This is a genomic window from Kitasatospora sp. NPDC042419, from assembly GCF_056437345.1.
On the sequence record NZ_JBWKAW010000009.1, the window covers coordinates 241178 to 263466 of the forward strand.

General features: G+C 75.3%; 18 protein-coding genes and 1 pseudogene. 13 read left to right on the forward strand and 6 right to left on the reverse strand.

The annotated features are described in order from the left end of the window. The first annotated feature begins 32 nt into the window (after nt 1-32). On the forward strand, nt 33-1088 hold the full coding sequence (locus AC067J_RS19925) for an MBL fold metallo-hydrolase (protein WP_478300904.1): 1056 nt from the start codon (nt 33-35) through the stop codon (nt 1086-1088). A gap of 307 nt (nt 1089-1395) precedes the next feature. Here the strand turns inward: AC067J_RS19925 and AC067J_RS19930 are convergent, their stop codons facing one another. Then, the gene (locus AC067J_RS19930) at nt 1396-1923 is read right to left on the reverse strand and encodes a P-loop nucleotide/nucleoside kinase family protein (protein WP_478300906.1); all 528 of its coding nucleotides are present in this window, start codon (nt 1921-1923) and stop codon (nt 1396-1398) included. A gap of 204 nt (nt 1924-2127) precedes the next feature. Between AC067J_RS19930 and AC067J_RS19935 the strand changes: the two genes are divergently transcribed. From AC067J_RS19935 to AC067J_RS19960, 6 genes and pseudogenes are all read left to right on the forward strand, one after another. Then, the gene (locus tag AC067J_RS19935) at nt 2128-3201 is read left to right on the forward strand and encodes an AAA family ATPase (protein WP_478300908.1); all 1074 of its coding nucleotides are present in this window, start codon (nt 2128-2130) and stop codon (nt 3199-3201) included. Further along, nucleotides 3095-4810, forward strand: a complete 1716-nt coding sequence (locus AC067J_RS19940) for a LuxR C-terminal-related transcriptional regulator (protein ID WP_478300910.1) — start codon at nt 3095-3097, stop codon at nt 4808-4810. The genes AC067J_RS19935 and AC067J_RS19940 overlap by 107 nt, the downstream gene beginning before the upstream one ends. Before the next feature lie 178 nt (nt 4811-4988). After that, a pseudogene (locus AC067J_RS19945) lies at nt 4989-5633 on the forward strand (sigma-70 family RNA polymerase sigma factor); the annotation flags it as partial. A 413-nt stretch (nt 5634-6046) separates the two neighbouring features. Then, nucleotides 6047-6964 (forward strand): MBL fold metallo-hydrolase, encoded by a 918-nt coding sequence (locus AC067J_RS19950; RefSeq protein WP_478300912.1) that lies wholly within the window; start codon nt 6047-6049, stop codon nt 6962-6964. Nucleotides 6965-7277: 313 nt separating this feature from the next. Then, nucleotides 7278-8516, forward strand: coding sequence for a cytochrome P450 family protein (locus tag AC067J_RS19955; protein ID WP_478300998.1), 1239 nt, complete (start codon nt 7278-7280; stop codon nt 8514-8516). A 237-nt stretch (nt 8517-8753) separates the two neighbouring features. Beyond that, nucleotides 8754-8891, forward strand: coding sequence for a hypothetical protein (locus AC067J_RS19960; RefSeq protein ID WP_478300914.1), 138 nt, complete (start codon nt 8754-8756; stop codon nt 8889-8891). Between the two features lie 133 nt (nt 8892-9024). Here the strand turns inward: AC067J_RS19960 and AC067J_RS19965 are convergent, their stop codons facing one another. Next, nucleotides 9025-9624, reverse strand: a complete 600-nt coding sequence (locus AC067J_RS19965; protein ID WP_478300916.1) for a hypothetical protein — start codon at nt 9622-9624, stop codon at nt 9025-9027. A gap of 427 nt (nt 9625-10051) precedes the next feature. After that, nucleotides 10052-11296: a 3-phosphoshikimate 1-carboxyvinyltransferase gene (gene aroA, locus AC067J_RS19970; protein WP_478300918.1), complete on the reverse strand. Its 1245-nt coding sequence runs from the start codon at nt 11294-11296 to the stop codon at nt 10052-10054. 381 nt (nt 11297-11677) lie between these two features. On the opposite strand from aroA, the gene AC067J_RS19975 reads away from it, so the two are divergent. The 3 genes from AC067J_RS19975 to AC067J_RS19985 all read left to right on the forward strand — a co-directional run bounded on the left by AC067J_RS19975 (nt 11678) and on the right by AC067J_RS19985 (nt 16617). Beyond that, nucleotides 11678-12247, forward strand: a complete 570-nt coding sequence (locus AC067J_RS19975; protein ID WP_478300920.1) for a GNAT family N-acetyltransferase — start codon at nt 11678-11680, stop codon at nt 12245-12247. A gap of 187 nt (nt 12248-12434) precedes the next feature. Beyond that, nucleotides 12435-14177: a glycosyltransferase family 2 protein gene (locus AC067J_RS19980; protein WP_478300922.1), complete on the forward strand. Its 1743-nt coding sequence runs from the start codon at nt 12435-12437 to the stop codon at nt 14175-14177. A gap of 145 nt (nt 14178-14322) precedes the next feature. Then, the gene (locus tag AC067J_RS19985) at nt 14323-16617 is read left to right on the forward strand and encodes an acyltransferase family protein (protein ID WP_478300923.1); all 2295 of its coding nucleotides are present in this window, start codon (nt 14323-14325) and stop codon (nt 16615-16617) included. A 273-nt stretch (nt 16618-16890) separates the two neighbouring features. Here the strand turns inward: AC067J_RS19985 and AC067J_RS19990 are convergent, their stop codons facing one another. After that, complete coding sequence (locus AC067J_RS19990; protein WP_478300925.1) at nt 16891-17646, reverse strand: hypothetical protein; 756 nt, start codon at nt 17644-17646, stop codon at nt 16891-16893. A 244-nt stretch (nt 17647-17890) separates the two neighbouring features. Between AC067J_RS19990 and AC067J_RS19995 the strand changes: the two genes are divergently transcribed. Further along, the gene (locus AC067J_RS19995; RefSeq protein ID WP_478300927.1) at nt 17891-18130 is read left to right on the forward strand and encodes a hypothetical protein; all 240 of its coding nucleotides are present in this window, start codon (nt 17891-17893) and stop codon (nt 18128-18130) included. A 239-nt stretch (nt 18131-18369) separates the two neighbouring features. Then, a complete protein-coding gene (locus AC067J_RS20000) occupies nt 18370-18981 on the forward strand; it encodes a class I SAM-dependent methyltransferase (RefSeq protein WP_478300929.1) in 612 nt (203 codons plus the stop codon). A 64-nt stretch (nt 18982-19045) separates the two neighbouring features. Here AC067J_RS20000 and AC067J_RS20005 read toward each other — a convergent pair whose 3' ends face one another. Further along, nucleotides 19046-19840, reverse strand: coding sequence for an SDR family oxidoreductase (locus tag AC067J_RS20005; RefSeq protein ID WP_478300931.1), 795 nt, complete (start codon nt 19838-19840; stop codon nt 19046-19048). Nucleotides 19841-19992: 152 nt separating this feature from the next. Next, nucleotides 19993-21117 (reverse strand): saccharopine dehydrogenase family protein, encoded by a 1125-nt coding sequence (locus tag AC067J_RS20010; protein ID WP_478300933.1) that lies wholly within the window; start codon nt 21115-21117, stop codon nt 19993-19995. 239 nt (nt 21118-21356) lie between these two features. Between AC067J_RS20010 and AC067J_RS20015 the strand changes: the two genes are divergently transcribed. Next, on the forward strand, nt 21357-22256 hold the full coding sequence (locus AC067J_RS20015; RefSeq protein ID WP_478300935.1) for an AraC family transcriptional regulator: 900 nt from the start codon (nt 21357-21359) through the stop codon (nt 22254-22256). The last annotated feature ends 33 nt before the right edge of the window (nt 22257-22289 follow it).

The following is a 22289-nucleotide window of genomic DNA, read 5'->3' on the forward strand; positions in this document are numbered from 1 at the left end:
ACGCCGGCCGATCCCCACGGGAGTTCCCGACCATGACCGCCAACACCCCACGCACCGGCGGACCTTCACGCCGCACCCTGCTGCGCACCGCCCTCGGCGCCACGGCCACCGCGGCCGCCACCGCCGCCGTCCTCACCGCGGGCGCGCCCCGTGCGGCGGCCGCCCGTTCGCGGCCGCCCCGGATCGGACGGCTCGACGAACAGTCCGCCGTCCGCTCACTCACCCTCGGCGACACCCGGTTCACCTACGTCGTCGACGGAGCCATGGAACTGGACCCGGTGGGCTTCCTCCCCGCCGTTCCGCCCGCGTACTGGCGCGACCACCCCGAGGCGCTCACGCCCGGCGGCCGGATCGCCGCGTCGGCCGGCGGTGTCCTCGTCGAACGGGGCGGCCGCCGCCTGCTGATCGACACCGGCCTCGGTGCGAACGTCCTCTCCCCGGCCCTCGGCCGCTCCCGGGGCGGCGCCCTGCTGGACACCCTCCGCGCCATGCGGGTGTCCCCGGAGTCCGTCGACACCGTCGCCTTCACCCACCTGCACACCGACCACACCGGCCTCGGCTTCCGCCCCGGCCGCGACCACGCCCCGCACAAGGCGTTCCCGCGCGCGGCCTACCTGGTGGCCGGCGCCGAGTGGGGCCCGTTCTGGCGCGGCGAGGTCGAGGTCGGCGCCCCGTCCTGGGACTCCTTCATGGTGCCGATGTCCCGCGTCCTGCGGTCCTTCGGCGACGGCGCCGAGATCTGGCCCGGTGTCACCGCCCTGATCACCCCCGGCCACAGCCCGGGACACACCTCGTACGTCGTCACCGCCTCCGGCGGCCGACGCCTGGTCGTCTTCGGCGACGCCTTCCACACCCCGGCCCAGATCTCCAACCCGGCCTGGCCGTCCGGCCCGGACACCGACGCCGCCGCCGTCCTGCGCGCCCGCCGCACCCTGCTGGCCGAACTCCGCGCCCCGCGGACGTACGGCTTCGCCTTCCACTTCGGCGACCAGCCCTTCGGCCGCGTGCTGCCCGACCGTGCCGGCACCCTCCGGTGGCGTCCCGTCCCCAGCCACCCCCTGCTCCCCGCCCCGCTCCGGCTGCCCTGACCCGCGCGCCCGGCCCCCGCCCGCCCCTGCCCGCCCGCACCCCCTGACTCGTCCCCGCCCCCGCGCCCCCGTCGGGGGCGGGGACGCCCCGTTCGCACCCCCGACGGGGTGCGGGGGAGTGTGCCACCGGGCTGAGGAGAGCCGTGGAGAACCGCAAGCTCCCCAGCCCTCGTACCGCCGGAGAGCTACCGGACGCACACCGTGACAAGGCCACCTGGCACAGCACCACCAGGGCGGCTGCTCCAGCCGGCCAGGGGTCTTCGCGGAGCTGTCGTGGTCGAGCCGTCGTTGTCGTGGACCGGGACGGTCATGCGAACGACGGCCACCGGTGGGCGGCCCACTCCCGCCAGTCCGCCCACCCGGCAGGGGGCCGGCCGACGGCCCCCCGGCCTCCCAGCTCCGTCGCGTCGGGCTCCTCGAAGTGCGCCCGCCCGTGCAGGATGTCGGCTTCGGTCATCGGAAGCGTCTCCCCGGGGGTGGTTGCCTGTCGACGGGCGATCCGGGCGCGCTGGGTCTCGTCGTCCACCGGCAGGTAGACCATGCGGAAGCACGCGTCCTCGGCCTCCGCCAACCAGCGGATCGCGGACCGCTCGTCGCGAGACCAACAGCCGTAGTCCACCACCACGTCGGTGCCCAGCTTGACCGCTTCCAGGGCGAGCCAGAGCATGCGCCCCTCCAGCACGTCGCGCATCCCGTCCGCCTCCGCCTCGCCGAAGAGGGGAATCATCCAGTCATCGGGCGTCAGGCGCAGCGCGCCGTGCTCCTCGGCGAGTTGCCGAGCCTTCGTGGTCTTCCCGGCCCCTGGAAGGCCGACCATCAGGAACAACGTAGTCACACCCGGATCGTGTCAGGGAAGCCGGGCGGACGACCACCGCTTTGTCCGCCTGACCACGGCATGACCGGGTCGGTGGTGGTGACGGCCCCTCAGAACGACTTCGGTGGCGCCCGGCAGGGGTTTGTCCGCTCCGCGAGGGCTGATGCATGATGGGACGGCCCGGAACGACCGGAGCCCGGACCTTGAACTGCATGGTGGTGGCGGATGGCGGGCAGCGCTCCGTGGCGGAGGCTGCGCGGCCGGCGCAGCGAGTGCGGGGTGCTGGATCAGGTGATCGCCGGGGCCAGGGAGGGCCGGGGCCAGGTCCTCGTGCTGCGCGGCGAACCGGGGGTCGGCAAGTCGGCCCTCACCGAGTACCTGGTGGAGCGGGCGAGCGGGTGCCGAGTCCTGCGGGCGGTCGGCGTCGAGTCCGAGATGGAACTCGCGTTCGCCGGACTGCACCAGCTCTGCGTGCCCCTGACGGGGCGGCTCGACCGCATACCCGGCCCCCAGCGCGACGCCCTGTCCGTCGCGTTCGGCCTGAGCGCGGGAACCGCGCCGGACCGTTTCCTGGTCGGCCTGGCGGTGCTCAGCCTGCTGGCCGAGGCGGCGGAGGAGCAGCCGCTGGTCTGCGTCGTGGACGACGCCCAGTGGCTCGACCGGGTCTCCGCCCAGACGCTGGCCTTCGTCGCCCGGCGGTTGTTGGCGGAAGGGGTGGCGCTGGTGTTCGCAGCGCGCCCACCGGCGCCCGTCGCGGGCGGCGACCCCTTCGGGGGGCTGCGCGAGATCGCGATCCGGGGCCTGCGCGACGACGACGCGCGGGCGCTGCTGGAATCGGTGGTGCCCGGGCGGCTGGACGAGCGGGTCCGGGACCGCGTCGTCGCCGAGACCCAGGGCAACCCCCTGGCCCTGCTCGAACTGCCCCGCGGGCTCGGCCCCGAGGAACTGGCCGGCGGCTTCGGACGCCCCGACGCGCGGCCGCTGGCCGGACAGATCGAGCAGAGCTTCCTGCACCGGATCCAGGCCCTGCCGCCCGCCGCCCGGCACCTGCTGCTCCTCGCCGCGGCCGAACCGGTCGGGGACGTCGCCCTGCTGGCCGAGGTCGCCGCCCTGCTGGGCATCGAAGACTCCGCCGCCCCGTCGGCCGAAGCCGCCGGCCTACCGGGCCGCCGCGCCCGAGGCCCGGCAGCAGGTGCACCGGGCCCTGGCCGAGGCGACCGACCCGGACACCGACCCCGACCGCCGCGCCTGGCACCTCGCCAACGCCACCGCGGGGCCCGACGAGGAGGTCGCCGCTGAACTGGAGCGCTCCGCCGACCGGGCGGCCGAGCTCACCCCTGACCCGGACGCCCGCGCCGCCAGGGCCCTGGCGGCCGCCCAGGCCAAGTACCAGGCCGGCGGCTACGACACCGCGCGCGAACTGCTCGACGCCGCCACCCTCGGCCCGCCGGACGAGCGCCGGCTCGCCCAGGCGGACCTGCTGCGCGGGCGGATCGTCTTCGCCTCCCAGAACGCCGGCAGCGCCCTGCCGGTGCTGGTGCGGGCCGCCGGCCGCCTGGAGACGCTGGACACCGGGCTCGCCCAGCAGACCTACCGCGACGCGCTGCACGCCGCCCTCATCATCGACCGGCCGCCGAGCGGCGCCGCGCTGGCCGACATCGCCCGGGCCGCGCTCGCCGCACCACCCGGGCCGCCCCCGGAGCGCAACGACCTGCTGCTGCGCGGCCTGGCCGCGATGACCGTCGACGGCTACCGGGCGGGCGCGCCCTCGGTGCTGCGCGCGCTGGGTGCCCTGTGCACCGAGGAGGTCTCCGCGGAGGAGGGCCTCGGCTGGTTCCCGCTCGCCGCCCGGATGGCCTTCAACGTCTGGGACTTCGACAGCAACACGCTGCTCTCCTCGCGCCTGGTCGAGCTGGCCCGCGGGACGGGCGCGCTGTCGGTGCTGCCGTCGGCCCTGCTGCAACTCGTCTCCAACCGCGTCCTGGCCGGCGAACTCGACCACGCGGACGCGCTCATCGCCGAGGCGCAGGCGATCGGCGAGGCCACCGGCAGCCGCTACCTCGCCCACTACGCCTCCCTGGTGACCGAACCGTGGAGGGGCCGGGAGGCCCGAGGTGCTCAGGGCGACCGACGCGATGGCCCGGGACGCCGGTCCCCACCGGGGCAGGCCGGGCGACGTCCCCGGCTCCGGCGAGTGGGCGAAGGCCGTGCTGTACAACGGGCTCGGCCGCTACGAGGAGGCCTGCGCCGCCGCCGAACGCGGCGTGGAGAACCTCCAGGAGCTCGGCCTCGCGATCAGGTCGACGGTCGAGCTCGTCGAGGCCGCCGCCCGCAGCGGCCGGCGGCGGCCCGCGCCGCCGAGGCGGCCCACCGGGTCGCCGACCTGGCCCTGGCCAGCGGCACCGACTGGGCCCTCGGCACCTCCGCCATGGTGCGCGCCCAGGTGAACGCGGGAGCGGCCGCCGAGGCCCTCCACCAGGAGGCCGTCGAACGCCTGGGCCGCACCGGGGTCCGGATCACCCACGCTCGCGCCCACCTGCTCTACGGCGAGTGGCTGCGGCGGGAGAACCGCCGGGCCGACGCCCGCGAGCACCTGGCCACCGCCTACCAGGCGCTGAGCCGGATCGGCGTCGAGGGCTTCGCGGAGCGCGCGTGGCGGGAACTGCGCGCCACCGGCGCGACGGCGCCCCGGCGCCCGGCCGAGTCCCGGACCGCGCTCACCGCCCAGGAGACCCAGATCGCGCGCCTGGCCGGGGGCGGGCTGACCAACCCCGAGATCGGGGCCCAGCTGTTCCTCAGCCCGCACACGGTGGAGTGGCACCTGCGCAAGGTGTACACGAAGCTCGGCGTCACCTCCCGCAGGCAGCTCGGCGGCGCCCTGTCCGACAGCGCGGCGGCCACGGCCTGAGCCCGCGCCCGAGCCCCGGACCCCGCCGGCGGGGTGCCCGCCCCGGTACCCCCGGGGCAGCCGCCACGGGGCCCCGGGGCAGCGGACCAGGCACCTTCCGGGGCGTCACGGCGGGGGCCGCGGCGGGAGCGTGTTCCCCGGGGGCATCGACGGATGCCGCAGGCGAAACGGAGCCGTGATGAGCGTGTCGACAGACCTGCCCGGGACGCGTCCGGACACCCGGCCGCCCGCCGGAGAGGCCACCCTGGACGAGGCCGCGGCCGCCTTCGAGGGGCTGCGGCCCCGCCTCCTCGGCGCCGCGTACCGGATCCTGGGCAGCGCGGTCGAGGCGGAGGACGTGGTCCAGGACGCGTGGCTGCGCTGGCAGTTGACCGACCGCGCGGCGGTGGTCAGCCCCGCGGCCTTCCTGTCCCGGGCCACCACCAGGCTGGCCCTCAACGTGGCCCAGTCCGCCCGGTCGCGCCGCCAGACCCCGCTCGGCCCCTGGCTGCCCGAGCCCGTCGACACCGGCAGCGACCCCGAGGCCGGCGTGCAGCGGGCGGAGGAGCTGGCGTCCGCGCTGCTCGTGGTCCTGGAGCGGCTGACGCCCACGGAGCGGGCGGTGTACATCCTGCGCGAGGCCTTCGAGTACGCCAACGCCGACATCGCCGCGATGCTGCGCCTCAGCGCCGTCAACGTCCGCCAGATCACCAGCCGGGCCCGCCGCCGCCTGGCCGCCGAGCAGCGGGGGGCCGCCGACCCGACGGAGCACCGGCTGCTGCTGGCGGCCTTCGTCGCGGCCGCCCGGGCGGCCGGGGACACCGCGGCCCTGGAGTCGCTGCTGGCGGCGCGGTGAACGGGGCCTCCGCGGCGGTTCCGGGTACCGCCGGAACCGCTCCGCCTGCCCGCCCGCTCCGCCCGCTCCACCCGTCCGCCCGCTCCACCCGTCCGCTCGCTCCACCCGTCCGCTCGGCCGCCGCCGGGAGGCCCGAAGGCCTCTACCGGCGGATCACTCGCACCCGGTCCCGGACGTCCTGTCAGGTGGCGGACGCGCCCGCGCCGTTGACGGCCAGGGGAGGCGTGGACGGGACGGCGGTGATGTCGGTTCTCGCCGCCGCTGACGTGCTGCCGCGGGTTCGGACCGGGGCGGCTGTCACAGACCGGACCACTGGCCGGTCTGTACGGATGACTGGACGGCGCGGCCCACGGTGGCGCCGTCGAGGCCTCCGGTTGACGCCCCTCGTAAGGAGTACACCCATGACCCAGGTCAACCTCGCCCGCCCCGACGCGCCGGGACGCGACGAACAGGTCCCGTCGCGCTACGCGTTGAAGGTCGGCGACATCGACGTGCTGGTGATCAGCGACGGGGTGCTGCCGGTCTCCCCCACGACGCTGGCCACCAACGCCGCCCCGGCCGACCTGAAGGCCTGGCTCGGCGACATGTACCTTCCGCTGGAGTCGATCAACTGGCCGTTGAACGTGGCCGTGGTGCGCAGCGGCGGCCGGACCGTCCTCGTCGACTCCGGCCTGGGGACGGAGTTCCCCGGCTTCCCGCGGGCCGGGCAGCTGGCCGCGCGACTGGACGCCGCCGGGATCGACCCCGCGTCGGTGACCGACGTGGTGCTCACCCACCTGCACATGGACCACATCGGCGGGCTGCTCGTCGAGGGGCTGCGGGGTCGGTTGCGTACGGACCTCCGGGTCCACCTGGCCGCGGCCGAGGCCGAGTTCTGGGCGGCGCCCGACTTCTCCCGCACCGACATGCCCGCACCGGTGCCGGACGTGCTCCGCACGACCGCCTCGCGGTTCCTCGACGTGTACCGCGGTCAGTTGCGGCCCTTCGAGAAGGAGTACGAGGTGGCGCCGGGCGTCCTGATCCGCCGCACCGGCGGTCACACCCCCGGCCACAGCATCGTCCGCCTGGAGTCCGGCGGCGACCGGCTGACGTTCGCGGGCGACGCCGTGTTCCAGTGCGGGTTCGAGAAGCCCGAGTGGCACAACGGCTTCGATCACGATCCCGAGGAGTCGGCCCGCATCCGGATCCGTCTCCTGACGGAGATGGCGGCGACCGGCGAGCAACTGGTGGCCACCCACCTGCCCTTCCCGTCCGTCTGCCACGTGGCGGACGCCGGCAGCGGCAAGTTCCGCTTCGTTCCGGTGGTCTGGGACTACTGACCGCCCGACCCGGACACCCCCGCCGTGCGCAGGAGGTCGACCCCGCCGACTTCCTGCGCACGGTGTGCCCACGCCCGGGCTTCCGGCACGGGCCGCGCGGTCGTCGCGTCCGTGCACGGCTCGGTCGTCGACTCGCCCACGGGCGAGCGCGAAGCCCGGCTCAGCGGTGCACGGGCCCGCATTCTTCTCCGACGCGCGGCGGACGACCGCGCACTCGTACCGCATCGACTGGAGGACCCCTGTGGAGCGTCTCGTGCCGGACCCGACCGTGCCGGACCCGACCGCGCCGGACCTGACCGCGCCGGACCTGACCATGCCGGACCCGATCGTGCTCGACCCGACCGGCCGAGCCCGTGAGGCCGAGACCGCCGAGCTGTTCGCACGCGGTCCGGCCACACCGGTTGACATCCTGGGCGTCCGGGCCTGGTCGGTGTCCGACCCCGTGCTGCTGGAGGAACTGCTCAGGGATCCCCGGGTCTCCAAGGACGGCCGGCTGCACTGGCCCGCATTCGACGAGGCGGTGCGGACGTGGCCGCTGGCACTGTGGGTGAGCGTGCGCAACATGTTCAACGCGCACGGCGCCGACCACCGGCGGCTGCGCCGACTGGTGGGCAACGCCTTCACACCCCGCCAGGTCACCGCGATGACGGCGCGCATCGAGGAGCTGACCGACGCCCTGCTGGACGACCTGGCCGCGAGCGCCCCCGGCGAGGTGGTGGACCTGCGCGACCGTTTCGCGCATCCGCTGCCGATCCGGGTCGTCTCCCAGCTGCTGGGCCTGCCGCACGAAGTGACCGACGGCTTCCGGGGAGTGGTCGACAAGGTGTTCTCCACCACCCTCACCCCCGAGGAGTCGGCGGCCAACGGAGCGGCGTTCCAGGCCCTGCTGGAGGAGCTGGTAGCCGTCAAGCGCCGTGTGCCGGGCGACGACATGACCTCCCTGCTGATCGCCGCCCGCGACACCGAGTCCGACGGCGGCTCCGGCGCACTGAGCGAGGAGGAGCTGCGCGACACCCTTCTGCTGATCGTCACGGCCGGCTACGAGACCACCGTGAATCTGATCGACAACGCCATCACCGACCTGCTCACCCACCCCGACCAGCTCGCCCTGGTGCGCGCGGGCGAGGCCGGCTGGGACGACGTGGTGGAGGAGGCGTTGCGCCGCGACGCCCCGCTCGCCCACCTGCCGCTGCGCTTCGCGGTGGAGGACATCGAGCTGCCCGGCGGGGTGACGGTGCGCCGGGGCGAGCCGATCCTGGGCGGCTACGCGGCCGCAGGACGCCACCCGGCGCGTTACGGGGACAGTGGCGCCGTCTTCGATGTCACCCGGCTGGTCAAGGACCACCTCGCCTTCGGGCACGGGCCGCACTTCTGCCTCGGCGCGCCGCTGGCCCGCCTGGAGGGGCGCACCGCACTGAGCAGGCTGTTCGCACGATTCCCCGGCCTCGCGTTCGCCCCGGGCGCGCGGCTGGAGCCGATCGACTCGCTGATCTCCAACGGGCACCGCACGTTGCCGGTGCTGCTCGGCGAGCAGGCGCCGGCCGCTTCCTGACCGGCCGGCCCAGGCCTCCCGCCGCACGTCCGTGCACGAGTAGGCCGGCCCGGCCAGCGCAGCGGGCGGGACGCGATGGGGACGGGCCTTCGGGCTACGGGTGAAGCACAGGCACCGCTCGGGTCCGGCCGGGGGAGGAGAAGGAATCTGATGGTTCATCAGTGATCAACTGTCCCTCGCAGCAGTGCGTTCGGTCCCGACGGACTGACCCTGGCCACCGGCGGCTTCGATCGCAGGGTGCGGCTGTGGAACGTGTCCTACCCCGACCCGGAAACGGCGATCAGCACGGTCTGCCGCGCCGTCGGCCGCGATCTGACCCCGCAGGAGCGGTCGATGTACCTGCACGGGGAGACGAGCAAGCCCGTCTGCCGGTGACCTGGTGACCCGGTGAGCTCGGCACCGGTACACGGCCTCGGCCCGCCGGGCGGTTGCGCGGCGGGCCGGGGGCGGAGCGGAGCCGGGGGGTGAGGCCGTGCGCGGCCTTCCTCCGGGTGCCCCTGCTCGGGGGTCAGCTGTGCGGCAGGACGAAGTTGTAGCCCTGGGCGCTGTGGGCTCCGCCGGACGGGCAGACGCCGTCGGTGGGGTAGCCCCAGAAGTACATGGAGAAGCATTTCTGGCAGAATCGCCAGTTGCGCTGGGCGGTGGGTGTTTCCGGTACGTCGTGGGGGAGGACGAAGTTGTAGCCCTGGGCGCTGTGGGCTCCGCCGGACGGGCAGACGCCGTCGGTGGGGTAGCCCCAGAAGAACATGGAGAAGCATTTCTGGCAGAATCGCCAGTTGCGCTGGGCGGTGGGTGTTTCCGGTACGTCGTACGGCAGGATGAAGTTGTAGCCCTGGGCGCTGTGGGCTCCGCCGGACGGGCAGACGCCGTCGGTGGGGTAGCCCCAGAAGAACATCACGAAACACTTCTGACAGAAACGCCAGTTGTTCTGCGTGCTCCGGAGTTTCGCCGGTGCGGGTGCCGCCGCGGGCGCCGGTGCGGCGTTCGCCCGGGTCGCGCCGATGGCTCCGGTGAGGCCCACCGCCGTGGCGCCGAGGGCGCCGAGCAGGAAGGTCCGCCGCCCTCCCGGGTGGTCCGAGGGGATTCCGGATTCGTTCGGCTGGTCCACTGTTCGTCCTCCGTTCACGGTGCTGCGAGGTGTGCACCGCGCCGCCGGGGCGCAGCCTCGGAAATACTCCCGTCGGGAGTAGTGGCCGTCAAGGGAGAATGGTGGACGGACGAGTGGTGCCGGCAATTCCGGAAAGGATTATCGGACGGTCCGATGGGGCAGGAGTGGCGGGCGGGGAGAAACGTTTCACGACGTGCACGGCAAGGAAGTTTTCCCCGAGTGTTTCCACTGATTCGCGGGAAAGTATTACCGGCTGGACCCGTTGCATTCCCGGGGATTCCCCAGTGCGAGGGCCGCCGCACGCGCCGGGTTCGCACGCCGCGCGCCGCATGCCGCGCACGGGCCGCGCGCGGGCCGTGCACCGGGCGGGGTGGCGTCGGCCGGCGGGGCCGGCCCCGGCCCCGTGCACAAGCCCCGCCCGGGACGGTCAGACGGCGGCCGGCCACCCCTCGCGCAGCTGCGCGAACGCCTCGTGGAAGCCCGGGAAGGTCTTCCGCACGCAGCCCGGGTCGTCGAAGGTGATGCCGGGCGCGCGCAGGCCGGTCACGGAGAAGGACATCACCATCCGGTGGTCGCCGTGGCTGGCGAGCTCGGTGGCGCGCGGGGTTCCCGGCCGGATCTCGATCCAGTCGTGGCCGGTGGCGACGTCGATCCCGAGCCGGCGGAGGTTCCCGGCGCAGGCCTCCAGGCGGTCGCACTCCTTGACCCGGGTGTTGGCGACGTTCTCGATCCGCACCGGCCCGGTGGCGAACGGCGCGATGGCGGCCAGTGTCGGCATGGTGTCGGAGATGTCGCGCATGTCGACGGTCAGGCCGCCGAGCCGGCCGTCCTGCGGACCCTCGACGGTGACCCGCTCGGCGCTGACGTCGACCCGGGCGCCCATCCGGGCCAGCACGTCGACGAACCGCAGGTCGCCCTGGAGCGCGTCGCGGCCCAGCCCGGGCACGGTGAGCCGGTGGCCGGTGAGGGCGGCGGCGGCGAAGAAGTAGCTGGCGGTCGAGGCGTCCGGCTCGATCGGGTAGGTGGTCGCGCGGTAGCCGCCCGGCGCGACCTCGAAGACCTTGCCGGAGCGGGTCACGGTGGCGCCGAAGGCCCGCATCATGGCGATGGTGATCTCGACGTACGGCGCCGAGACGAGGTCGGTGACGGTGATCCGCAGGCCCTTCTCGGTGAGCGGCCCGAGCAGCAGCAGCGCGGTCAGGTACTGCGAGGAGAGGCTCGCGTCCAGGGTGAGTTCGCCGCCCCGGACCCCGGCGGCGGTGATCCGCAGCGGGTGGTGGCCCTCGGCCTCCTCGTGCCGGAGCTCCACGCCGAGGGTGCGCAGCGCCTCGGTGAGCGGGCCGAGCGGGCGGCGGCGCATCTGGGCGGAGGCGTCGAACCGGAAGGTGCCGTGCCCCGCGGCGGCGAGGACGGGGAGGAAGCGGGCGGTGGTCGCGCCGTCGCGGCAGAAGACCTCGGCGTCGTTGGCGGGGCCCTGCGGGCGGCCCTCGACCACCCAGCGGTCGGTCTCGCGGGTGAGCCCGTAGCCGAGGGCGCGCAGGCCCTCGGCGAAGCCGTCGGTGTCGTCGGAGACCAGTGGGCGGAGCAGGGCGGTGCTGCCGTCGGCGGCGGCCGCGAGGAAGAGTGCGCGGGCCGTCACCGACTTGGAGCCGGGGATCTCGACGACGGTCATGGGGCCTCCGTGGTGCGGGTGGTCCGACGGGTGTCCTGGTCATCCTGCCCCAGGCTCCGCGGCGGCCGGGCGGACGTCCGGGTACTGGACGGCAGGGTGGACGGCGGCGACGGGCGGCGACGGCGGAGCGGACGGCGTGGTGGACGGCGTGGTGGCGGCGTGACGGCGGCGCCGGTCCGTGCGGGGGTGGCGCGGGCCGGTCGCGGTGGCCCGGGTCGGCGGTGGCGGCCGCGGGGGCCGGTGGGCGGGCGTTCGGCGCAGGTCGGGGCTCGGTGGGGCCCGGTGGGGCCGGGTGGCGCTGTGGCACGATGCCAGGGATCGGCCCGAACGGCCGCCGCCCGCCCGGGCTACCGTCCGGGCCACCGTGAGACGAGGAACCTCGTGCCCGAGACCACCCGAGAGGCCGCCGAGACCGCGACCGAGCGCCTCACCTTCCGCCCCGCGACCACGGCCGACGTCGCCGCCCTGGTCGAGCTGGTCGAGTCCGCGTACCGGGGTGAGTCCAGCCGGGCCGGCTGGACCACCGAGGCCGACCTGCTGGAGGGCCAGCGCACCGACGCCGAGGGCGTGACGGCGGCCGTCACCCACGCCGACGGCGTGGTGCTGCTCGCCGAGCGGGGCGGCGAACTGCTCGCCTGCTGCCAGCTGGAGCACCGGGGCGAGCACGCCTACTTCGGCATGTTCTCGGTGCGTCCCGGCCGCCAGGGCGGCGGCGTCGGGCGGGCCGTGCTCACGGAGGCCGAGCGCTTCGCGGCCGAGGAGTGGGGCGCCGCCGAGCTGGAGATGACGGTGATCGAGCAGCGGTCGGACCTGATCGCCTGGTACGAGCGCCGGGGCTTCCGCCGCACCGGCGTCTACTCCCCGTTCCCGTACGGGGACGAGCGGTTCGGGATCCCGCTCCGCCCCGACCTGCGGTTCGAGAAGCTGATCAAGGCGCTTACCGTCCGGTAGTGGTGACATATCGTCAGGACGTGCACGAATCTGACATGTCGTCAAAGTCCTGACCTGCGGTGATGCTGGGATGTCATACCTCGTTAACGATTGGTCTAGGCCATTGTGAGAGGCTGGCGACGCACGGTCACGTTCCGTCCCAGCCCAGGGGGGCCATTTCCGCATGCCCGTACTCCATGGCAACGCCATGTCCGCATCCGACACCGGTCCGCGCCGTGCCCGCCGAACAACCGGCGACCGGCCCGGCGACGGACCGTCTCGGCTGCCGAGCCCGCCCGACGACCACGAGCTCTACTGGTACTTCGGACCGCAGCGCCGCTGGGTGCTGCTCTGCGCGACCCTCTCCTACGCCGGCGCCACCGCGACGCTCGGCCTCTTCGCGCTCAGCCGGCCGTTACTCTGGCCGTTCCTGGTGCTCACCGTACTCAACGCCGCGACCTGGCTGCTCTCCATCGCCGACGGCCAGCGATCCCGCCGCTTCACCCGTGACTCGCACGACCTGCTGGTCCGGGCCTGGCGACCCGCCCGAACCCCCGGCGTCGACCTGCTGCTGCCCACCGCCGGCGAACCGCTCGCCGTCCTGGACAACGCCTACCGGCACACCGCGGCCGTCCGCTGGCCCGGCGCACTCACCGTCCTGGTCCTCGACGACGCGGACCGGCCCGAGGTGCGCGAACTCGCCGAGTCCTACGGCTTCGAGTACCGCGCCCGCCCCGACCGGGGCCGCTTCAAGAAGGCCGGCAACCTCAACCACGGCCTGGCCGAGGGGACCGGCGACATCATCGCCGTCCTCGACGCCGACTTCTGCCCGCGACCGGACTTCCTGCACCACCTCGTGCCGTACCTCGACGACCCGAACGTCGGCATCGTGCAGAGCCCGCAGTGCTTCGACACCGACCCCGACATGTCGTGGCTGGAGCGCGCGGCCGGAGCCACCCAGGAGATCTTCTACCGCTGGATCCAGCCCTCCCGGGACGCCCAGGACGGCACCGTCTGCTGCGGCACCAACGCGCTCTACCGGCGTGCCGCCCTCGAACGCGTCGACGGCTTCGCCGAGATCGACCACAGCGAGGACCTCTACACCGGCCTCTCGCTCGCCCGCGCCGGGTGGACCACCCGGTACGTGCCGGCCCTGCTCGCCAAGGGCATGTCGCCCACCGGCCTGCCCGCCTTCATCAGCCAGCAGTACCGCTGGTGCCTCGGCTCGCTCGCGCTGGTCGGAGACCCCGACTTCCGGCGCGGTCCGCTGCCCCGCTCGGCCCGGCTCTGCTTCTGGAACGGCATCCTCGGCTACCTCACCAGCGCGGTGAACGTCTTCGCCGTCCCGCTGCCGGCGCTGATCATGCTGTTCTTCCGGCCCGACGAGATCGCCCCCTGGCAGGTCCTGCCCTTCCTGCCGCCGATCTGGGTCTCGCTCGTCCTGCTGCCCGCGATGTCCCGCACCCGCTGGCGCTTCGAGGTCACCCGGGTCCAACTCCTGGGCGGGCTCTGCCACGTGGTCGCCATCGCGCACGCGCTTCGCCGGCGCAGCGCCGAGTGGGTCCCCACCGGCGCCGTCTCCGGCGGCACCTCGCTGGCCCGGGCGGTCGCCCGGATCGGCGTCGGCTGGCTCGGCTTCGTCATCGTGGCCGGCGCGATCGGACTCGTCCGCGCCGTCTCCCTGCACGGCTGGCAGCCGTACTGGGCGCTCGCCGCGCTCCTCGCGCTCACCACCTACACCATGGTTCCGCTGATCAGGGCCCTCTGGCCGCTGCTCCGGGGTGGCAACGACGCCACCGTCGCGGACCTCGCCCGCCCCGCGGAGGACCGGACCGCCGGATCCGCCGACGCCGAACTGCGCTTCGGCCGGGCCGAGTCGGTCGCCGTCACCGTCCTGCTGCTGCTCTGCGGCCTGCTGGCGTCCGGCTGGGCCGACCCGCTCATCTTCTGACCCTCCGTCAGAGAGCGCCTCCTTCCCCCTCTTCAGTCCTTCGTCATCCTTGCGCGTCGCCCCACCGGCGCGGACCCGCCGCCCGGCCGCCCCATCGGCCCGGCGGCCCCCGACCACCGCTGCCAGCCCTGCAAGGAGCACCGCCGTGTCAACGGCCGTACCACCGGGCGCCGAGCCGTCTCGCGCCGCCGCCCGCTCGGGTGACGCACCGTCACCGTCCGTCGCCAGCAACGAACTCCTCCCCGTCGTCCTCGCCGCAGGCCCACCCGCCGAGGCCGCACCGGACCCGTCCGGCCCGGCCACCGCCGGGACCGCCGCCGCAGGGGCCCTCGCAGGGGCCCTCGTCAGGGCCACCGCCGGCTCCACCGCCGCCGGCACCGTCGCGGAACCGGCCCACAGCGCGGCACCCGCCACCACCAGGCCGGCCGACCGGCCCAGGGCCGCCTTCCGCCCGGACATCGAGGGCCTGCGCGGCGTCGCCGTGCTCTCCGTCCTCGCCTTCCACGCGGCCGTCCCCGCCTTCACCGGCGGCTACGTCGGCGTCGACATCTTCTTCGTCATATCCGGCTTCCTGATCACCGGCCTGCTGCTGGCCCGCCCGATCGGCCTGTGGGACTTCGCGGCCCGCCGGGCCCGCCGCATCCTGCCCGCCGCGGCCGTCGTGCTGGTCGCCACCGCCCTCGCCGGCGGCGCACTGCTCGACCCGCTGCGCGGCACCGACCTCGCCCGCGACCTGATCGCCTCCGCCGGACAGTTCGCCAACTGGCGGTTCGTCGGCCAGCAGACCGACTACCTCGCCGCCGAACGCGACCCGAGCCCGCTCCAGCACTTCTGGTCGCTCGGCGTGGAGAACCAGTTCTACCTGCTCTGGGGCGTCCTGCTGCTCGGCCTCGCCCGCTACCTCCTGGGCCGCCGACGCACCGCCGCGATCTCCGTCGCCACCCTCGCCGTCGGCGGCGTCTCCCTGCTGCTCTGCATCCGCTGGACGGCCGGGTCCGCGGCACTCGGCTACTTCTCCACCGCGAGCCGCCTCTGGGAGTTCGCCGCCGGCGCCTGCGCCGCCCTGGCCGCACCGGCGCTCACCGCCCGCCTCGGGCGCGGCGGCCCCGGCACGCGCCTCGGCGGCCGGGCGCTGCGCGCCCTCGGCTGGGCCGGCGCCGCGGCCGTCGTGATCGCCGTCTTCCGGTACGACCGCAACACGCCGTTCCCCGGCAGCGCCGCCCTGCTGCCCGTCCTCGGCACCGCCGCCGTCCTGCTGGCCGGCCCCGCCCACCGCGCGCTCGGCCCGGCCGACGCGGGCCGCCTGCTGGCCACCCGCCCGCTGCGCGCCGCCGGCCGGCTCTCCTACGCCTGGTACCTCTGGCACTGGCCGGTCCTGACCATCGCCCAGGCGCGCTACGGCACCCTTCCGTGGACCACCCTGGTCCTGCTCACGGCGGCCAGTGCGCTGCCCGCCTGGCTCACCATGCGCCTGGTCGAACAGCCGCTGCGGTACGGCAGCAGCCCGGCCCCGCGCCGCGGCCTCGCGGTCGGCGCGAGCGCCCTGGTCATCCCGCTGATCGCCGGGCTCACCCTGGGCGGCGGCACCGTCCGGGCACTCGGCGACCCGAACGCGCCCACCGTCGCCCCGGCCGGCGCCGTCGACGGCCCGGGCCTGCTGGCCCCCGGCACCCGGGTGCTCACCCTCACCCCCTCGCTGGCCCGCGCCCGCGAGGACTTCCCGCCCGGCAAGGGCTGCGAGATCCCGCTCGCCGCGGAGAACAGCCCGCGCTGCCTGTTCGGCACCGAGTCCAGCCCGGACCGGATCGTCCTGATCGGCGACTCGCACGCCGGTCAGTGGATCTCCGCCGCCCTCGCCATGGCCGAACAGCGGCACTGGGCCCTGGAGGTGCTGGTCAAGCCCGGCTGCCCGCTGGCCACCCTGACGGTGCGGAACAACGTGCTCGGCCGCACCTTCGAGGAGTGCGACCGCTGGCGCGAGAACACCCTCACCCGGCTGGCCGTCGGCCCCAAGCCGCGCCTGGTCCTGATGGCCGGCCTCAACCGGTACGGCGGCCAGGACGAGCGCACCGAGGGATGGACCCGCACGCTCGACCGCCTCGCCGCCCTCGGCACACCGCTCGCCTACCTGGGCGACACGCCGATGCCCGGCAAGGACATCCCCACCTGCCTGGCCGCCTCCGACGGCCGCTCGGACGCCTGCTTCTTCCCCCGTGAGTCGGCGTTCGAACGCGACCCGCTGATCGACGGCGGCCTCGCCGAGCGCTACCGCGTCCGCGTCCTCGACCTCGGGCCGCTGCTCTGCCCCGGCACCGGCGCCGACTGCCCGTCCGTCCTGGAGGGAGTGATCCTCTACCGCGACACCGGCCACATCACCGACACCCTGGCCCGCGTCCTGGCCCCACGCCTGGACCAGGCCCTGCTGGCCGGGCAGGGCTGACCCCTCGGGCGGGCCCCGGCCCCGGTGGCCGGAGCCCGCCCGGCCGGGGCAAGCGCCCGGGCCGGCCGGGTCGACGGGGTGCGGGGCCGACCGGGCGCCGGGTGCCGGTCGACCGGGCGCCGGGTGCCGGTCGACCGGGCGCCGTGGACGGCGGGAGTCGTACCGCGGTGGTCCCCGTCCTTCCCGCCTGCCTCGTGCTCGCTCCCGTCGGCGCTGCCGCTCCCGCCGCCGCTGCTCTCGCCGCCGTTCCCGCCCGCGGCGCCGGCCCGCCGCTCAGCCGTAGATGCTGTGGCAGAGCCGGGCCTGCTCCGAGCCGGCCGGCCAGCGGCCGATCCGCTCCGCCTGGTCACAGATCGACCCCGGCGCGGCGGTGGGAGCGGTGATCGTCGGAGGGGCGCTCGCGCCTGGTGCGGGCGCGGTGGCGGGGGCGGGATCCGGGGCCTGTGCCGGCGCGGGGGTGGCATCAGGGGCGCCCGCCGAGCGGGTGGGCGCCGGGCGAGGTGCCCGGCTCGGCTTCGGACGGGCCGTCGCGGCGCGGTCGCTCCCCGCGACCGGGGACGCGCCGCCTCCGGAGGCCCCGGAGCTCGGGGCGGCCGCGCCCGGCCTGCCCCCGGCGGCGGTCGGGGCCGGCAGCGGCGAGGGCGCCGGGACCGGCAGCAGGTCCGGTACCGGGGGCACCGACGAGGAGGGCGAGGGCGCCGGCGCCGCCGCCGGAAACGCCACCACCCCGGACGACTCGTCGCCGCCCCCGGCTCCGCACATCGCCAGCACGGCCGCCAGCCCGGCGGCGATCCCGGCGGCACCCGCCGCCCACACCCAGCGCGGCCGCTGCCCGGGGACCGCCGCCTCGGCGGGCACCGCCGGGGCGACCCCGACCGCCGGGGGAGCGGCGGGCGGCGGGGCCGGGACCGGTGGGGGCTGCCACGCCTGCTCCGGCCACTGCCACCGTCCGCCGCCCGCCTGCTGTGCTCCGCCCGTGGGGTGCCCGCCACCGGTGGGGTTCCCGCCGCCTGCCGCCTGCCCGCTCATGTCCTCGTCCTCCTGCCGTCGCAGCCTCGCCTGCCCGTCGACGAGCGGTGACCCCCGCCGGCGCCGGGCCGTACGGGAGCGAACCCCCGCACGGCGCCGACCACCCGCTCGCCGTACTCAACGAGTGCGCCGACGACGGGACATGACCCGGACGAAGGGATCTCGTGGCGCGCGGGTGCCCCGGGCGTACGCTGCCTGCCGTACCCCGGGTGCGGTCACCGGGGGTCCGCCACATGCTGGGGGCATGGAAACCAACAGCACGTCCGCCACGACGAAGCCCCTGGTCGAGATCGCCGAGTTCCGCACCGACAGCCGCTACCGGCTGGTCCGCTTCGAGGGCCACGGCTGGGAACCGCTCGGCCCGGAGGAGCTCGAACCACGCATCCATCAGCTCTTCCCCGACCTCGACCCCCACGACGCCGTCCGTGTCCGGTGGACCGACCGACCGTGGGAATGGCCCGCCTGGCACCCCGGCGAGGCCTGACCCGGAGGCGTGACGGCCGCCCTGTACAGTTGACGCCGCCCGTTGACGCGGGGCCCTCGTGTCATCCGCTGACCTGCTGTCCGCTGACTGGCTGTCCGTTGGCGCGGTCCGTCGGTCCGTCGGTCCGTCGGTCCGTGGTCCGTGGCCCGGCCGTCGGCTCCGTCGCACACGCTCGGCGGGCGCTGCGGGCCCGGATGCGGGTTCCGGTCGGGCTGGTCACGGGAGGGGCGGATGAGCGGATGGGCGGGCTGACGAGCGTGGCCGGGTACGGCGAGGAGGCCGAGCGACTCGCGGTGCAGTACGAGGCCGTGACCTTCGCCGAGGTCCATCGCGACACCCTGCACCTGATCCCAGCGGCGCCCGCTGCCGTGCTCGACGTCGGCGCCGGCACCGGACGGGACGCCGCCGCGCTGGCCGCGCTCGGCCACCGGGTGGTCGCCGCCGAACCGACGGCGGAGCTGCGCCGGATCGGACAACGGCTGCACGCCGGTAGCGGCGTGCGCTGGGTGGACGACGCCCTGCCCGGGCTGCCCGCACTGCTGGCCGCGGGGGAGCGGTTCGACCTGGTCCTGCTCACCGCCGTGTGGATGCACCTGGCCGCCGACGAACGGCAGTCGGCGATGGACGCGCTCGCCGGACTGCTCGCTCCGGCCGGGCGCCTCCTCCTCAACCTGCGGCACGGCCCGGTCCCGCCCGGGCGGCGGATGTTCGACGTGCCGGCCGACGAGACGGTCGAACTCGCCCGCGCCCGCGGCCTGTCCCCGCTCCTGCGCACCGAACGCGCCGACCTGCACGGCCGCACGGACGTCCGGTGGACGGAACTCGCCTTCCACAACGGACCTCCGGCCTAGACGCCCGGCGCGGACCTCCGGCCTAGACGCCCGGCGCGGACGTCCGGCGCGGTGCTCAGGGGGCTCAGCCGGAGGCCGGGGTGAAGCCGCCGCTACTCGTCAGCACCTGCCCGTTGACCCACTGCCCCTGCGGGGAGCAGAGGAAGTCCACGAGGTGCGCGGCGTCCTGGGGCGTGCCGAGCCGGCCGAGCGGCGTCCGCCCCAGGATCTCCTCCCGTACCTCCCCGGTCATCCAACCCGTGTCCACCGGACCGGGGTTGACGACGTTGGCCGTGACGCCGAGGTGGGCGAACTCGCTCGCCGCCGCCACGGTGATCCGGTCCAGCGCCCCCTTGCTCGCCCCGTACGGCAGGTTGCCCACGGTGTGGTCGCTGGTGAGCGAGACGATCCGGCCGCTCCCCGCCGCCCCGGCGAACCGCCGCCCGTACTCGCGGATCAGCAGCCAGCTCGCCCGCGCGTTGACCGCGAAGTGCCGGTCGAAGCTCTCCACCGTGGTGTCGAGCAGACCCGAGTCGACCGACTCGCAGTGGCACAGCACCAAGGCCGTCGCACCGCCGAGCCGCCGCTCGACCTCGTCGAACACCCGCCCCGGCGCCGCCGGATCGGCCAGGTCCGCCTCGATCGCGAGACTCGCCGCACCCCGTTCGGCCAGCGCCTGCCCGACGGCCTCGGCGGCTCCCGCCTCGGCGCCCCAGGCCATCCTCCGGTCGTAGGGCGTCCAGTAGGTGAAGGCGACGTCCCAACCCGAGCCGGCCAGCCGGCACGCGATCCCGGCACCGATCCCGACCGTGCGCCCGACCCCCGTCACCAGCGCGACGGGCCGTGCGGGGGCGGGGGGCGTCCCACCGGTTGTCCTCATGACCGCTGATCGTTCGTGATCCCCGCCGTACCGTCAACCCTCCCGCATCCGACGCCCGGCCCCGGCCGCCCGCGTTGCCGACACCCGCGCGGACCGTCCCGGCCGCTACGAACGTCACGGACCGGCGCGGACCCGCGCGGCCGGGGCGGCGTTCAGCGCCCGTCGGCGCCCCCGTCCCCCTCGCCCTCCTCCACGTGCCAGTCGACGCCGTACGGGGTCAGGAAGTCGAGGAAGGCCGCCGGGGGAAAGGCCTGGGCGGGGGTGAGCACGCCTGGGCGGGCGGCATCCTCCCCGGCGGCGAGACGACGTGCCCCCTCCACGGCGATCACGGCGGTGAGCCCGTACGCGTCCGTCCCGGTCACCCACCCCCGGGCCCGGCGGCCGTCGACCCCGGTGGCGAGGACGGCCATCAGCCAGACGCCGGCCCGGCGCAGTTCCTCCGGGACTGACTCGGGCAGGCCGGCGACGACCTCCGGGGTCAGCGCCGAGAACAGCGCGGCGACCTCGGTACGAACGGCGCTGCGCACCCGGCGCACGGCCAGGTGCCGGGGGACGGTGACCACACCGGGCAGGGCGAAGGTCGTCACCGGGACGGCCTCCTCCTCGCCGGGCGGAACCAGCGAACCCTCCACAGGGGCGTCCAGCCGGTGCCACCCGCCGTCGGAGTACTCCAGCGCGCCTTCGGAGAACACCGCTGCCATCGACCGGCCCGTCCCCCGCGAGGCCCCGCCGCCCGGCTGCCGAAGGTCCGCGACCAGCATCTCGTCGACCGGCCCGCCGAGCCGGTCCGCGGTCAGCCGGGCGATCAGGTCGCCCGGTCCGCCGTCGTCCGCCAGTGCGGGGACGACGCTCACCCCGGCACGTTCGGCCTCCGGCCCGAAGGTGTCCAGGACCCGCCGGAGGTAGTGCTGCTCGCCGGTGGTGTCGACGTAGTGGGCGCCGGCGGCGATCGCCGCGCGCACCACCGGCTCGCCCCAGAGGTCGAACGGGCCCGCGCAGTTCACCACCGCGTCGCAGTCGGCGAACGCGGCGGTCAGGTCCTCGTCCGCCGCCGGGCCGGTGCCCCCGTTCCCGGCCCCGCCCGCCTCTGCGACCCGTACCTCTGTGACCCGTACCTCTGCGACCCGCACCTCGGCGCCGGGGGCCCGCTCGGCGGCCACCGCCTTCAGCCGTTCCGGGCCGCGGCCCACCAACACGGGCGTGATCCCGCGCCGGACCAGCTCCGCGACGACGAGTCCGCCGGTGAATCCGGTCGCACCATGGACGGCAATCCTCATCTTCCCATCTCCCCAAGCTTGTTCGACGGCGGCGACGTGCGCCGCTCGGCCTGACCGCCACCGTAGGCAGGGCGGGCGCGACGGTGGATGCCCCACCGTCCGGGCCGGATGTCCGTTCGTCCGGCGTCGACGGAACGGACCCCCATCGGCCACTCGCGGACACGCACCGACACTCGCCGAGACCCGCGGCGGCCCACGGGCGTCCACGGACACCCGTGGACCGGAGGTACGTTGAGGTGGTGGACATCATCAGCGACGCCGTCTCCGCGATGCGTACCGGCACCCCGCACTCCTCGGTGACCGAGCTGCGCGCCCCCTGGGGCATCCGCTTCGACCCGCAGCAGGGTGCCGGCTTCCACGTGATCACGGAGGGGAGCTGCTGGCTGATACCGACCCGCGGCGAGCCCGTCCGGCTCGCCGAAGGCGATGTGGCCTTCCTGCCGAGGGAGTTGGGGCACGCGATCGCGGACACCCCGACCACGCCGCTGGCCGGCCCCGGCCCGCGGGCGACGGCCGGTACGGGCCGGACCACCAGGATGCTGTGCGGTGCCTACCGTCTGGACCAGTCGCGCGCCCACCCGCTGCTCGCCGAACTGCCCGAACTCGTCCACCTCCCGGGCGGCGACCGGCAGTCCCCGGAACTGCGCGGCGCCGTCGACCTGCTCCGCCGCGAACTGGCCACGGGGCAACGGGCGGGCGGTCCCGGCGTCCTCGCCGCACTGCTGGACGTCCTGTTGCTCTACGTCCTGCGGGCCTGGCACGACCGCCAGGCCGAACAGCACACCACCGGCTGGGGCGCGGCCCTTCACGATCCGGCGCTGGCGGCGGCCCTGCGCGCCGTCCACCGGGAACCGGCGGCCCCGTGGACCGTGCAGTCCCTCGCCGACCGCGCCGGGCTCTCCCGCACGGCTTTCGCCCACCGCTTCACCGCGACGATCGGCCGTCCACCGCTCGGCTACCTCACCTGGTGGCGGATGACCCTCGCCGCCCGCACCCTCCGCGAGACCGACGTGCTCCTCCGCACCATCGCCGAACAGGTCGGCTACACCACCGAGTACGCCTTCGCCAGGGCCTTCAAGCGCGAGTTCCAGACCGCCCCCGGCCAGTACCGCGCCACCCACCGCACCCCTGCGCCCTGACCCCCTCGCGCCCGGTCCGCCCGTCCCTGCTCC